This is a genomic window from Pedobacter aquae, from assembly GCF_008195825.1.
In the GTDB taxonomy this organism is placed as follows: Bacteria; Bacteroidota; Bacteroidia; order Sphingobacteriales; family Sphingobacteriaceae; genus Pseudopedobacter; species Pseudopedobacter aquae.
In genome coordinates this window covers 813,284-829,229 of sequence record NZ_CP043329.1, presented here as the reverse complement: position 1 = coordinate 829,229, position 15,946 = coordinate 813,284, and the positions used below count along the sequence as shown (strand labels likewise).

The 15,946-nt window shown below is 35.4% G+C and carries 9 protein-coding genes; all 9 read right to left on the bottom strand.

What is annotated here, in order from left to right; all coding sequences use genetic code 11:
• Nucleotides 1-852 (bottom strand): glycoside hydrolase family 43 protein, encoded by an 852-nt coding sequence (locus tag FYC62_RS03735; RefSeq protein ID WP_240534805.1) that lies wholly within the window; start codon nt 850-852, stop codon nt 1-3.
• A gap of 239 nt (nt 853-1,091) precedes the next feature.
• Nucleotides 1,092-2,486 (bottom strand): glycoside hydrolase family 140 protein, encoded by a 1,395-nt coding sequence (locus FYC62_RS03730; RefSeq protein ID WP_149073970.1) that lies wholly within the window; start codon nt 2,484-2,486, stop codon nt 1,092-1,094.
• Nucleotides 2,487-2,493: 7 nt separating this feature from the next.
• Entirely contained in the window at nt 2,494-5,646 is a 3,153-nt protein-coding gene (locus FYC62_RS03725; RefSeq protein ID WP_149073969.1) for a DUF6298 domain-containing protein, read from the bottom strand.
• 589 nt (nt 5,647-6,235) lie between these two features.
• Nucleotides 6,236-6,400, bottom strand: coding sequence for a hypothetical protein (locus tag FYC62_RS18120; RefSeq protein ID WP_394348901.1), 165 nt, complete (start codon nt 6,398-6,400; stop codon nt 6,236-6,238).
• A 41-nt stretch (nt 6,401-6,441) separates the two neighbouring features.
• Nucleotides 6,442-7,683 (bottom strand): PAS domain-containing protein, encoded by a 1,242-nt coding sequence (locus tag FYC62_RS03715; protein ID WP_149073968.1) that lies wholly within the window; start codon nt 7,681-7,683, stop codon nt 6,442-6,444.
• A gap of 214 nt (nt 7,684-7,897) precedes the next feature.
• Entirely contained in the window at nt 7,898-9,541 is a 1,644-nt protein-coding gene (locus FYC62_RS03710) for a pectate lyase family protein (protein WP_149073967.1), read from the bottom strand.
• A gap of 186 nt (nt 9,542-9,727) precedes the next feature.
• Nucleotides 9,728-10,657: a hypothetical protein gene (locus tag FYC62_RS03705; protein ID WP_149073966.1), complete on the bottom strand. Its 930-nt coding sequence runs from the start codon at nt 10,655-10,657 to the stop codon at nt 9,728-9,730.
• 71 nt (nt 10,658-10,728) lie between these two features.
• Nucleotides 10,729-12,597 (bottom strand): RagB/SusD family nutrient uptake outer membrane protein, encoded by a 1,869-nt coding sequence (locus FYC62_RS03700; protein ID WP_039453561.1) that lies wholly within the window; start codon nt 12,595-12,597, stop codon nt 10,729-10,731.
• A 13-nt stretch (nt 12,598-12,610) separates the two neighbouring features.
• Nucleotides 12,611-15,823: a SusC/RagA family TonB-linked outer membrane protein gene (locus FYC62_RS03695; protein WP_149073965.1), complete on the bottom strand. Its 3,213-nt coding sequence runs from the start codon at nt 15,821-15,823 to the stop codon at nt 12,611-12,613.
• Between the last annotated feature and the right edge of the window lie 123 nt (nt 15,824-15,946).

Here is a 15,946-nt window from a genome sequence, read left to right as displayed (position 1 = left end):
TTAATTTTTTTCGGCTTTATTGATGATTGCCTTCAGATATTTTGCTTTGGCTTTAAAAATAGTCCCGTGTTTGTGCCCTTCAGGCAGTTTAATTTCTGTATTGATATTTTTAAAGCTTTTGAAATCTTGGGTACTTACTGCGGCATATTTTTTATCTCCGTAAGAGTCGTAATAAATAAGCCAGTTGTTAGCTACTTTTACTACGGATGGACCTTCTGTTAAATGAGGCGTAAAAGCAGCAGAAACTTGGTTATATGGCCCTAAAGGATGCTTAGCAAAAGCTACTTTCATGTTCCGGTTTGGCCGAGTGTTATCTTTCAAAACCAAAACATAATCCTGTTGAGCCCTTTTTACAATTACAGCATCTATGACACTAAAACCGGGGTCTATAAATAATTTTGTAGGCGTAAAAGTTTTAAAATCCTTAGTAGTAGTGTAATACATACGGTGGTTGTTCTGCTCTTCTTCTATTCCTTTTTCAAAGCGGTAAGGAATGGTAGAAGCCCAGATAATGATAAATTGCTTTTCTTCATCATCATAAAACAACTCTGGCGCCCAAACATTTACCGTAGTTGCTTCATGCTGCATTACTGGAATAAATTGCTGTGCCGACCAATTCATTAAATCTTTAGAACTGGCATAGCCGAAGCCTTTATCGCCTTTCCAGCTGCTTGTCCATACTAAATGGTAAACCCCATCTGGACCTTGTACAATAGATGGGTCTCTCATTACTTTTTGGTAACCTATCTCTGGTTTTAAGAAAACCTGATTTAAATCTTCCCAATGGTAAGCATCTTTACTGTAAAGCAATCTTAAACCATCTGTTGCTGGCTCATGAAAAGAAGTAAACATGTAAACATTTGGGTTGCATGAAGAAAAAAGTACAAGTAGGACGAATAAAAGCCTCACCCTAAATCCCTCTCCAAAGGAGAGGGACTTCCATAGTTGCTTATCTAATTTTCTTGTATGATTAATTCTTTGCATTGTTTATTCTTATTGGCTACTCTCTAACTCAGTTCTTTATACTTTTTACTCTGTACTTTCTACTTTTTACCCAGTTATTTCTACTTTATACTCTGTACTTTTTACTTTTAAAAGCTCTCCAAAACCAACACCCAATCATTCCCTTCTTTAACATCACCTGGTGGGTTAAACTCTTTCACACCTTTGTTTTCTACTTTAGCTTCTTCTTTGTATTTACCATCGCGTGGGTTAAACCAAGAAACTTTCACCTCATCACCTTTAATTTTACCCATATTGATTTTCATATTTCTACCCGTATAGGTATAAATCATGGCATAATCATCGGCTCTGGTGGCTATCAATCGGTTATATTTTTCACCGTTTTCTGCAATTAAGCTTTGATCTGGAATACGATTGAAATAAGGTTTAGACAGCATTAGATTTTTCAAATGAACCATTTGCTTAGCTCCTGGCGCATGAATAGCTTGGCTCCATAATTCTTTTGAGCCATAAGCGCTTGTAGAATCTGTCTTTTGATGCATTTGCATCACCGAGTTATGACCATAAGTATACCCAAAAGCACCAGCAAAAACCGACCAGTAGCCGTATCTGCGAACATCAGCATCTGTCCAACGTGGTTCTAAAGTATCATGTAAACCTTGCGGGATGCCCTCGTATGAAGGTTCTCCATCTATAGTTGGTTTAAGCGGACTTAATTTTAAATCGGCTTCCATAAACTTCCAGTTGTCTTCGCCGTAATGCTTCACTTCTTTTTTTGAAGTATCTTGGTCGTACCTTCTATGGCCAGATTGTACCATATTAAAATCTAACCAACTTTCTTTATGAAACCAGTCTGATGAAGCTGTTCTGCCCCTCGGATGAAAGGTTATCAAATGCCTATCGTCATGAGCTCTTAAAGTTTCACCTATTTTCTTCCATACAGCTAAAGAATCACTGCCTTTGATATCGCCACCGTTTAACCAAATAATATTGTTGCGGTCTTTGTATCGCTTAGCTAAAAATTTAGCGTATTGTTCTGCTTGTGCTACGCTAACCTTTCCATCTTTAACATTAGTACCCCAAACAGGCACTAAAGCCATGTAAATACCTTTTTCGCTAGCTTTATCGATGATAAAATCTAGATGATCCCAATAATCATAAGCCAAAGAATCTTGCGGGTTGTTTCCTTTTGTGGTATCTGGCGTAGCAACATTTGCGTTTATTAAAGAAGAGTCTCCGTATACATTTACCGAAGGAACGGTATGTAAAACCATAGCTTGTACCACATTAAAGCCTTTTTGCTTGCGGTCTTCAAGATAAGTTTCTGCCTCTGCCCTGTTTAGTTTATTGAATAATAACCAGCCTGTATCCCCCAACCAGAAAAAAGGTTCTCCATCCTCTGTCATTAAATACCTCTTGTTTTCTGATATTTTAAGCAATTGCACTCCATGATACTCTTCAGTAGTTTGACATGCAGTAAATGCTATCGCTATCAAAAAAACAATGTTTATGATTCTCTTCATCTTTATCTTATTTTTTCTTTATCCAAACCACCACATCACTTTTTAAATCTTCTGTTTTAATGGCTTGATTATTAATTTTTATAGTGCTTTGCTTTACAACTTTACCGCTTTGTGGACTGATGTAGCTGAGCACATAAGTTCCGTTTCCTAGTTTTACCTCTGCCTGATTATTTTGGTAAACAATAGCCGATGATTCATTTGCTAAAGTGTAAACGCCTTTTTGCGATTGTGGCTGCGGTTTCATGGTTGCAGCGTCTTTTAAGAAATTTTCATCAGCGATAAGAGGCAAATCTGCCAGAGACCCGCCAGCCATGAATACTGCCCAACCCATTCTATCGTAATTACCTGCATTATAGATAACCGCTTTATCTGGATATTTAGAACGATACTCGGCCACAGCCCTATAAACCTGCTCAAAAGAAGATTTACCAACTTTAGTTAAACGAGCATGCTGCCTTGGCGCTAAATTTTGTCCGCCTTTAGGTGCATAAGCCACACCGTTTTCTTGATAAAACCAATATCTGATATCAATAACATCAACATATTTAGAACGCTCGGGGTCTGCTAAAATCTCGTCTTGTACATCTTTAGTAACGCTTAAACCAATAATGGACTGCTTTCCGGTTTCTTGTTCCCATTCTTTAATCACATCTAACCAAAAAGCTACAAAATGTGTAGGCCCCGTAAACTCTGCACTGGTAAGTTGTATCACTGATGAATTATCTTTAAAGTTCTCTAAACATTGGCGAATATAGTTGCGATGTAAAGCCCTCCTTACGGGATGATTAACATTGTAAAACTGCTCTGCCATAAAAATGCGCTTATCACCAGCATAAGGTACAGGCTCCGGAAAACCTGTATTATTGATATTATTTGCTGGTCGCCAAGGGAAATCTGCATAATGGGCACCAGCTTCTAGAATATTGTGCTGAAAATAGTTTTGATGTAAAAGCACTAGACCTTTTTCATCAGCAAGGTTGGCAAACTGTTGTAATCTACCCCAATACCATTTGTTAAACGTGGTTAAATCGTATTTACTTAAGCCATCCCAAGCGGTACCTTTGCCGCTGCGGGCAAAAGGTTGCTCGTAAAACGGAGGCCAAACTTCAGCATCCATTCTTCTTACACGTTGGTGGTCATCCCTCCTACGCTCGTACCATAAACCGTAATTATGATCCATTGCAACCACATTTTTTTGTTGCATGGTAGTAGTAAGTTCTTCTAAATCATCGGTTAAACCATTACCAATTTCACCAGGTACAAAACGGGTAATATGTGGACGCATTTTAGCTAAAGCGAACGGTCTAGCACTGCCAGACCACCATTGTATATCTTGCTTGGCACCTGTAATAACCTTGTTTTGGTAAACGATGAAACCATTTTTCACCTGCATATCGCCAACTTTAGGAGTTGCTTTAGCGATAATAGGTTTTATAATTTTAGCGCCATTAGCTTCGGTACTTATCGGAGTTCTTGAGCCAGCATCATCAATAAACTGACTTAACTGTAAAACAGGTTTTGCTGCTAGCTGCGTTAATGCTAAAGCTGTTTCTATAGAAGGACTAGAAGATGCTTCTGATGCTACGGGTAATAAAAATTTTCTGGCTGTTGCCGATTTTCCTAAACGGTCTTCTAACTGTGCATAATAAAAACTTCTTGGATTTACATGCTCATTAGACATATCCCAAAAACCATCGCCAGCAAATTGTGCCCAAGTACCAAAAGCCCAATTTTGAGCTGTGGGTGCTTGCTCATTATACACTTTAGCAGCGCTACATTGCCAAAAAAGGCTGTTAGCGGCTGTCCATCCTGCTCCTTGCCCATCTTGACCTCTATTGGCAAAACTTAAAGCTTGGCCGTCTATATTCATAATATCAAACAAAGAACCTGAAGCCCAGCTGTCTATTGCTCCACTAAAACTATAAGGATTTATGGCTTGGCATTGTACAAAAGCATTTGGCCCAGCTGCCATAAAACCTACCGCAAAATCGTGGTAACCAAATTCAGAATAAAGCCTTTGAAATAAGGTTTGTTGTCCTTTGGTATAAAAAGTATACCTACGTTCGCCACCAATTTCTGATACCGGGGCTAAAGATTTACAATCTTGTACAGTAACACGCTTACTGTGTTGGTTTACATAAACTGCAGAACCAGCAAAATGCTTGAAAGTGATTTGTCTTACCCAAACATCGACCGCATTTTCTATGTTGATGGCATTCCAGCGGTGGTCTTCATCTTTTTTATTTTGCTGATTGTAATCTGATACCAATTGCAGATTTTCTATCCCAACGTTGGTAATGCGGCCATCCCATTGGTATTGGGTTACAGTAGCTTGTCCAAATTGTTTATCTAAAGCTGTGGTGATAGGCGCATCAATGGTGATGGTATTGCCATTGATAGCAGTAATTTTTCTATCCCAAAAAATATCTCTTTGACCGGGCTTCCATCCTAAACTGCTTAAACCCCCACCAAAAGTTACGGTATTTAGTTTAGCAATCCATTCTTGTGTAGATGGACGATGGATCAGGATTTGATCTCCTACTTTAAACGGGCCAATATCAGTAAGTTTAAACTGAAAAGCGTTAACAGGAACGTAATCATCTGTAATAGAAATAGGTGTTTGCTTTACCTGATTTTGTTTTCCTAAAACCCGAATTAATATTTCTCTATTTGTGCCTTTACCTAAAATAGTAGTACCATTTTCTACAAAGCCATTGCCTCTTAAAACAACACCGGAAGTATTAATTTTGATAGTTCCATAAACCTGATAAACAGCTTTTTGCAAGAGAACAGCACCTCTAAAACCATTTTTATCTAAAGGTAATTTAGCTACCTCATCTATAGCTGCTTGTATAGTAGCAGTTGCATCGCCTTCTACAGCAGGTACAACAATTTTTACAGCAACATTTGGTATGGCTTTTTCACCTGCTTGGTAGCCGCTGTAAGAATAATCAGGGATACGATTACCTAAAGTATCTGGCGTATATGCAAGCTTACCATCTTTTTGAAGATAAACAGGAGATTTTGGAGCTTCTTTTCTTTGCGCTTCAACACTTAATGGGAATAATCCTAAACACAAATAAACACCTAAACTATAGCCGTTTAAGCTAAGACTATTTACACCATGTTGAAGTATTTTTTTTAGCAAAGCAAGTATCATTTAGGCTTAATTTATATCCGAAAATTTTCTTTAAGCAAATTACTCATTTAAGCTTATAGAAATTATCCTGATTGATATAAATTGGTTCATTTTACTACAAATTTAATGGATAAAGACCTTTTATTTTTGTAGCATTTTCTCTATGTCTTGTACTATTTTACCATGACACCGAATAGCAATTATGTTTATTAAAAAAAGGCATTAACATCATTAAAAAAGACATAATAAGACTTGATACTATGGACATTTAAGATATATTGCGTGGTAAGTAATAATAATTTAATACAAAAAAAGGAGGAAAAACCGATGGGCAGTTCTCCTCCTTTTAAGCCAACCAATATACCTAAAGTATGAGTTAAAAAATTCCTAGTGAAACCACTCGACTAAGAAAATTCTTTGTATGAATATTTTGTTCTATAGCGTTACATAAAATGAAAATATCATATATAACAAAACATCAACGCTCATTTATTAATATTCATTAACAAATGATAAAACAAATATAACGGCTATAGCAGTTTATTTCCTGTATAATTTTTACCAAAAAATGTAGGATATTATCAAGACAAGTAGACTTAATAAAAATCTTTTATTGATGAGGATAATTTGGATTATTTTTAATTTCATTCACAAATTCATTTTCACTAGCCAGCAGAATGATAGACTTAATAATAACATCTAACTCTTTAGTGCTTTTTAAAATACTATCAATATAATAATCCTTAATTTCTTCCCTTTCGTCTTTATCATTGATTAATAAATCGCATAAGCTTAATAAATTAGCAACTGGCCTTCTTAATTCATGAGATTGCTGCCAAGCAATAGACCTAAAAGCTTCATTTGTTTGATGATTTTAATTTCTTCTAGCTTTCTTACAGTGATATCCCTAGTATTTTTTGAAACTCCTATTAATTGAGAATTGGCATTATAAACGGGTAAATAAGAAACTTCAAACCAAAGTTTTTTACCATCAATTTCTTTTTCTAGTTCAACTGTACTTTTTTGTCCTTTTAAAGCCAAAGGGAAATAAATATCAAATAATTTTCTATTTTCTTCTGGTAGAAATGTTCTTACATCTAATTGCTCTTTAAGTTCACTATTGTAATAAAAATGAAAATCGTTTAAAGCTGTTTTGTTAAAACTGATGATTTTCATTTCCGGATTAATTAAGAGATTACCATCTGTAGTACTATCTAGAATAGCTTTAAGCTTATATTCTGATTTACTTAATTCGATTTGACTTATTTTCTCTTGCGAAACATCCCTAATAAAAACACTTAATCCTTCTGATGTTGGGTGTATAACGATATTTAACCAATGGTTGGTTTCCTCGTGAAAATCTTCAAAAGCTAAAGAAATATTAGAATGTAAAGCATTCTTAAATTGAGCTAAATATTTACTCACTAAATCTTTATTTAAGATATCAAGAATACAATTTCCGTAAATTTCTATTTGATTAGGGAAGAAAATATCTCGGGCAACTTTATTGGTTTTTAAAAGCTTTAGCTCTTGATCTAGCTGAATAAACCCGTCACTCATTTTATCTAAAATGGTTTCTACTTTTTGTGAAAATTCTAAGGCTCTTTTACTAGCTAGCTCTGTTTCTGTAATATCATGCCCAATGCAAAGTACTCCTAAAATATCTTGGTTTTCATCTTTTAATAAAGAGAATTCCCATGATGTCCAGTAAAAATCATTTAAATGATTTTCAGGTTTTCTTAAAGCTACTTTAACAACAGCATTAGAGTTTACAAAACATTGCTGTACTGAATGTAGACAAGCTTCGTGATCTTTAGGATTGATGGTTAAGAACGAATGTAAACCAATAAAATGATTTGTAATAAAGGAAAACTTATCAAAAAAGTAAGAATTAACATACGTATAAAAGCCTTCCAAATCTGTAACTACAACAGCATATGTTTTAGAGTTTACTAAAAAACTCGGTAGATATTTTTCTATATAGAGTTCCTGCATATAGTTTTCCACAGCGTATACAATTAATAAGTAAAATGCTAATGATGATAGGGCTAATATCATTAGCAAACTAAAATTGATTTAAAATTTAAGATTAATGTAAAATTTTATTTTCATAATTTAAAATGTTTTATAATAAACAACTGATAATGAACAGATAAATTTCATCTTCTATTTTACGAATGTTATTAAGAAAAGGATTTGAGAAAACTTACCTGCAAAAAAAATCTCCGAATGTAAAACAAACGGAGATTATAAATAGAAAGAAAAATTGATATTAATTTGGTATTACTTGCTTTAAATCAACCACACTATTTAGGTAAACTTCTATGTTTGAATAACCTGAAGCTGTAATTTTACCTGCATCAGAAGCATCTTTAGCGTTTAAGCCATTTTTAGTTTCATAATCATCTGGCATACCATCGTTATCACTGTCTTTGTATGGTTTACCTTCATATTTTGGATAACCTCCTACTTGACTGATATCTGTAATGATACCGCCTTTATAAGAATCTTTCGGCAATCTGCGGTGTTTAAAATCAGCTTCTGGAAGTTTTACATCTTTTATATATTCTATCTCGCCAGTTCTTACTTGTTTCACAATTCTGGCATCAACTGGGTCTCTTTTTGGTAAAGTAGCACCTGCATTATCTAACACATAATTGTATGCTTGTTGTGCCGGAATAATTGTCATTTTAGGCATTGGTAAAGGCTTTTGAACTCGCATGGCAGCAAAGTAGGGCTTTGCTTCATCATAAGTCATAGATTCACCTTTTTTATTCTCTAACTGTATACCGCCATCCCAATTATTTTGGGTTACTTTAGTATTACCTTCCACAATATTGCCTTCCACATGTGCTCTTCCAAAAACAACATAAGGTAGTTTACTACGACCTGATTCTGGCTTTAAAATACGATAACCTATAGGTTGAGTTTTTGGCGTTAATGGCCCCGGTTTAAAATAGTTATTGATGATGTTGTATTGTGCTGTATAATCGCCACCATCTATAGAACGGTGTACCCAGTTAAACATTACATTATTAGCGAAATTGAAAACGCCATTCCAACCAATAGACGGGTTTCTTGCAGCATTATCTGCCCAAAGATTTCTAACAAAAGCACAATTTTCGCCTCCTAAAGTACTACCGAAAGCATGGTTCCAAGTATCTAAAGCTTCAGAAAAAATAGAGTTTTGTATAGTGATATTTACCGTACCTAACTTAACCTCTGCTTTACCAGTACTATCATTATACATGTGGCGATACATAGACATGTTTTCGTCTAATCCCCAACTTGCTGATACGTGATCTATCATGATGTTTCCTACCGGATTACCACCAATAGCATCATCTCTTCTACCTACATAAGTTTCGCCCCTTCTAAAGCGCATATATCTAACCACTACATCGTGGGTATTTAACCAAACTGATTCGCCAGCTACACAAACCCCATCTCCAGGAGCAGTTTGACCTGCTATGGTAATGTACGGTGCTCTGATGATTAAAGGCGTTTTTAATCTGATAATACCTGCTACATTAAAAACTACTATTCTGGCACCACCTTGCTCGCAAGCCCAACGTAAAGAACCAGGACCACTATCATTAAGGTTAGTAACCACATAAACTTTACCGCCACGACCACCAAAAGCATAAGCACCGCCACCTTCTGCACCAGGAAAAGCTAGAATATCTGCCTGTGGTAAATCTGTAGGACGACCTGCCCAGGGAATATAAGGTTTTCCCTGCTTTGCTTCCTGCTCTATAATAGGCAGTGCTTTTTGCCAAGCTAAATCAGATTGCTTGGTAGCTTGCTTCATTAATTCTGCCGTTGCTTTTTGTACATCGTCTGGTATGCTTGGGTATTGTGCGTGTGCTTGATAAGTAGCAACCATCGCAACAGCCCCTAGCAGTGTAGACTTCATCAATTTCTTCATTTGATTAATTTAATTTAGGATAATATACAATATCAATAAGGTATACTATTTCAAATATATGAATATCTAATACACCATATTTATATAATTTTTACGAAGTATTGTAGGATTTTAGCCTATAAAAAAGCCGCTCCTTTAGTAAGGAACGGCTGATGATGTTGAATTTTAAAAATATTAATTTTGAACCTTCACGCTGATATTGATAAAAGGTTTACCCTCAATATCAGAACTTACTGCATTTACTAATATACAACCATACTTATTTTCGGGTGTTAAAAAGTAAACAGCGCTACCTGATACTAAACCAGTTGTTGTTGCTCTTAGGTTAATGGTTCTTCTTCTAGCTTCTGTTTCTAAGAGTGTTCCTGTTCTTATAGTATTGTTAAAGGTATTTGCATGCCCGTTAACTGGCGCACTAAATAAAGTAGCTCTTTTTGTCCATGTACTAATATTATAAGGTACAAATGGTAATGGGCTAGCACTTAAAGAATATAAATTAATAACCGGCGTAGCACTAGTAGTTCTAAAGATACCAAAATCAATGTCTGCTGAACTTGCTTCGCCTGTTGTATAACTATAAGTGTTTCCTGTTTTTATAGAGAAATAACAAGGCAATACTTTTGCAACAGTGTCTGGTAGGTATATTCTTCTATTAGAGATATGGGTAAAATTAGGTTTAACATCAATGGTCACCTGTTTGTATCCATCGCCCATATAAACACCACGTTTATCTACAGGCCAAACACGATAAGATGTTTTGCCTGATTTTACATTAGCTCTAAGTTTTACTACACCAGAAAAACTTCTTCTTTTGGTTTCATCAGTGATAGGTATTCTTAAAAAAGGCACTGCACTCCCAATTTCTAAAACATTTATCTGATACATATCTTCTTTTGCCGAAGTAACAGTATAGTCTATGTAAACACTATCTCCATCATTTACTTCTTTATAATCTGTTACGCTAAAAGGATGATCTCCTTTAAAAGTAACATTAACATCTGTAAACATATTAAAAATGTTTTCAGATTCTTTTTTACAAGATGTTAAGGATATTACAACACCAGTTATAACCCCAAATATTTTTAAACTTCTTACTATTTTCATTTTAATAAAGGTTTGCTTTAAGCATTACCATCCTTTTTGATGGAATAGTAATGCCTAAATACTATATAAAATTATTTAAGAGGATCAAAGGTTCCACCTTCCCAGCCAATAGTGTGCTCTAACAAAGGACTAGAGTTCATAAATTGATTGTGGAAAGTATAAAAATAATGATACTCTGGAACACTAAAAGGACCATTACCTCCAGGGATAACCACTGTATGAGGATTAAAATAGAATAGATATGTACTTCTAACATTTATATTTAAAGTATCTCTATTTCTTAATCCTGTTGTTGGATTAATGGTTTCTAAATGCGTTCTTAAAGCAGTCGTTTTAGTTGCTATCTGAATACCTTCTATGGTACCTGTTAAAGTGTGCATTCTTCTTAATCTTCTTAAGTCATGATGACGCTTAGCTTCAAACGCGAACTCTACCATTCTTTCGTTTGTGATAAGCTCTCTCATTTGCTCTGTAGTAGTTGCTAAGCCTAAACCAAAATCATTACCTGCGGCACCTTCAATGATACCAGCTCTTCTTCTAATTTCTCTTACTAATGTTTTTGCCAATACCATATCGCCAGTTTCATTGGCACACTCGGCATAATTAAGTATTACCTCAGCAAAACGTAATTCTATCCAATCCATACCACTACCACCAATATTTGAAGTATAGTTTACAGCTGATGCAGAAAGATCAGGACTTGAAAAACGCTTACAATAAACCCCTCTGTTGCCGCTTTCATTAAGAGCGTTAGCATAAGTCCACTGTCTTCTATTGTTATTACCACTTAATTTCCAGTTACTACCATTGTAAGCAATGGTGGCTTCAAATCTTGGGTCGCGATTTCTCCAGAACAAAGTAGCATCATAATCTGGATGACCTTGAATTGGTCTTCCATCTCTCATTGGATATGCATTTAATAATTTTGTAGTTGCAAAATAAGCATCATTAGGAGAGCCTCCTTCAGAAGCTGGTCTTATTCTAGACTCTACATTATGCCCTCTTCTTTCTAGCGTACTACTGTAAGATCTTACAATAATGGCTTCTGTATTAGCCGTACCTTCTGTTTGAAAAATAGTAGCATAATTAGTCATTAATCTTCTGCCTGATGCTACACAAATATCATAAGCCTCTTTATTTGCTACAAAAGCTCTTTGCCATCTTGAAGCATCATAAGGATGTTGAGGATCATTAACAGGATTAAATTGAGGACTAGCCCAATAAAGCAATACTTTTGCTTTTAAAGCTGCTGCTGCTGCTCTGTTAATTTTACCTCTTTCTGTTGCATCTGCCCAGCTAACGCCATTTAACTTAACCATTGCAGAATCTAAATCATTCACAATAGCATTGATACAATCTACTGCTTTTGCTCTTCCTGAAGCTGTTATATTATCAGGATCTTGAGGTTCTAAAACTAAAGGGACGCCTCCATAAATTCTGGTTAACTCAAAATAAGCCATAGCTCTTAAGGCATAAAACTGACCTAGCAATTTATCTTGTGCTGCCTTTGGTAAAGTACCAGTTGGAATACCTTTAATAGCGTTATTACAACGAGCGATATCAAAATATCTATTATCACCTACGTTAGAACCTTGATATTTTGTGGCTACGTATCTAACATCATTATTTGTTAAAACACCATTTACACCAATAGCTCTTCTTGCCCAAGCTTCTGTTCCGGAAAAATAATTTTCATCACTAGCTAAATGTATACCATATTGATTGATAGTGTACTGATAAGGAAACTCTGGCATGATTAAACGATAAGTACCATCTAATAACATTTGGATAGCACCTTCGTTGCTCCAGATTCTTGCATCTATCCCACCTCTATCTGGTAGTTCAAAAAATTCATCTTTGTTTACACAAGCTGAAAATGAAACTATCACAGTACAATAAACAAGGGCATTTCTTAAAGCCTTTTTAAATATTGTTTTCATTTTATTTAATATTTTATAAGTTAACACTTAACCCCAAAGAAATAGTTCTTAAAGTAGGGTAGTTATATGCACTTGATGTATATGGGTCTTTATAAGGTAATGGATTCACAATTGTCCACAAGTTATTACCAGTAGCCAATACTCTTGCACTACCTAAACCTAGTTTACTTGCTAATTTAGCAGGGACTTTATAGCTTAAAGTCATGTTATTAACCCTAATGGTGGTACCATCTACTGCCCAGAAAGTTGAATTCCATCTTCTAACTGAAGCTGCATCATCAAATCTTGGGAATTTACCTTCCATTGGGTTCTCAGGTGTCCAACGGTCTGTCCAAAAAGCAAGTGCATTAGTGGTGGTGGTAGGGGCAGTTAATGCTCTACTGTCATAAAATACTTTACCTCCAAACCTTGCTGCTATATTTGTACTTAAGTTAAATGCTTTATAGCCTATGCTTAAATTAATACCAGATGCAAAAGCAGGTGTTGTTCTGTCAAACATTGGAACCATATCTCTATCGGTAATTCTTCCATCGCCGTTGGTGTCTTCAAAATACAACCATCCTGGTTGTGGTACTTTACCATCTATAGTGTAGTTAGGATTTTGAGATAAGAAAGCATCAACCTCTTCTTGAGTTCTGAACATACCTTTACTGATTAAACCAATATTACTACTATTAAATCTTCTAGGATCTGTACCAAACATGATTCTCCAATCTGGTGGAGTGTTTTCAAATAATTGATAAATGTTATAATAAGTTCTATCTACTACAGAATTGCCGTATCCAAAGTTGATACTGGTATTAATAGATAAGTCTTTACCAACTTTTGCTTTGTATCCCAATGTAAATTCAGAGCCCCAAGAATAAGCCTCGCGGTAATTTACTGTTGGTGATTCAAAACCAACAAACATTGGGAATATTTCATTTACACCACCATCAAAACCGTCATAAGTGTAATTTCTAAATACCTCAATACCAACATCTATTTTATTATTCAACATAGACATTTCTATACCGGCATTGAAAGTACTTTTCTTCTCCCAAGTAATATCTGGATTTGCTAAAACAGAAGGGTTCATCCCAACGGTATTAGTTTCTCCATAGATGTAACCATTGGTAACATCAACTCCGTATCTTTCTTGCCACAATCTAGCATTTACCCTATCATCGCCTGTTATACCGAAATTAGCTTTCAGTTTTAAGAAATTGATGAAAGGAACATTGTCAATAAAGAAATTTTCTTTACTTACAATCCATCCTAAACCAATACTTGGAGAAAGCCCCCATCTGTTTCCTGTAGCGAAATTGGAAGACGCATCTAAACGAGCAACAGCTTCCAAAATATATTTTTTATCTATATCGTAATTAAAACGACCAAAGAAAGAGCGTTTGGAACTTTCTGAAATATTTAGACCACGACTGGTGATAAGGTTAGGATCAAATGCCCAATAATCCCCTATGTTAGGTAATAATTGATTAATCCATCTTACTCCTAAATTTTCTGAGTAACCTATAGTTTGCTCGCCGCCTACTGTTAAATCTAAAGTATGTTTACCAATAGTTCTACCATATTGTAAAGTAATAAACCCTTGGTAACCGTTATCTCTTCCTAATATTGGTTCTAGTAAGCTATTTGTACCGCCTGAAACTACTCTTGTAGCAGAAACCTGATTGGTATAAAACAAATTGTTGCCGCCTGTTCTGGTAAAATCATAAACATTAAATGGCGGTCTGTAAACTCTGTTGCTACTATTACCCCCGCCTTGTGAAATTTGGAATCTTGTTTTAAAACCTTTTAAAAATTTTGGTTCATAAGATAAACTAGCATTAATGCGGTAACCTTGAGATCTTCTAGTATCAGCATATCCAGACCCTATAATACCTAAGGGGCTGTTATTTCTGTTATTGAAGTTAACGGGTTTACCATCAATACTAATAGGTACCCATTGTGGTACTGTAACTATAGATTCAAAGAAAGTAGCATCTGTTTCGTTACCTAAATCATTCTGGCTCTCTCTTATTCTATGGTCTACGTTAAAATTAAGATCTGCTTTTAAACCAGGTATAATTTCTGCTGTTAAACCACTTCTAAAAGAATATTTATCTTGCTTTGTACCGGCATAATTACCATTTTCATTCTGATAACTACCACCAACAAAAAATGTAATTTTTTCCGTTCCTCCAGAAATGCTAAGATTATGTCTTTGTGTTGTAGAAGCTTGCCATAACTCATCATACCAGCTTTTAATTTGTGAGTTTTTAAGTACTTCTAAATCAGCAGGAGTAAAAAAATTAGCTGCTGGTGCATTGTTAACTGCAAAATCACCATTAAGTAATAAGGCGTGGTCATAAGCTGATAACATTTTAGGCGACGTTGCCGCATCAGAAACACCTACATATCCATTATAAGTGATACTTGGCTTACCTATTTTACCTCTTTTAGTGGTTACTAATACAACACCTTTAGCTCCTGAAGCACCATAAATAGCTGCCGATGCATCCTTTAAGATAGTAATAGTTTCTACCATAGATGGATCTAAGTTTTCAAAATTCTCCGCAGCAACTGTAATACCATCTATAATATATAAGGGCTCATCCGTAACACCAAATAAATTACTAGAAGCAGAAGAACCACGTACATTTAATCTGATACCAGCACCTGGCCTTCCAGAAGCCTCACTTACGCCTACACCTGCTATCCTATTTCTTAAAGCACCAGCTATATTTGGAGCCGGAATATCCATTAATTCTTCGCCTGTAACGGTAGCCACAGAACCAATAATTTCTGAACGCTTTTTCTGACCGTAACCTGTTACAACAATTTCATCCATGGCATTACTACTTTCTTCCATAGTAATGCTGATATTAGTTCTACCAGCAGCAGGAATTTCTTTTGTGGTAAAACCTAAGAATGATACAATCAGAGTTTCATTACCTGTAGGAAGGTTTAATCTAAAAACTCCATTAATATCTGTTGTGGTACCTGTATTTGTACCCTTCACTCTAACAGCAACACCAGGTAATGGCTCTCCCTTACTGTCTTTTACTGTACCGGTAACATTTACCCAACGGGATGCAGTACTTGTTGCCCCCATGTGAAGTGACAACCCGGCGTTTCGCTCTGCCGCCACGCCAGAACCTGGCAAAAACAAAGCTAATAATAAAGGAGCGCAGGCTGCCCTTATTACATTACGCTTGTTTAGTGGCTTTTGTAAAGATAACTTCATAGTTCTTCTTGATTCAATTGGTTATTATTCGTTTTTGGTTAGTTCTTTTTTTGGCAATAAGTACCACTCAACAGTAATAGAAGATACCATATCTTTACTGCTTTATAAAGTTATTATTGCTTT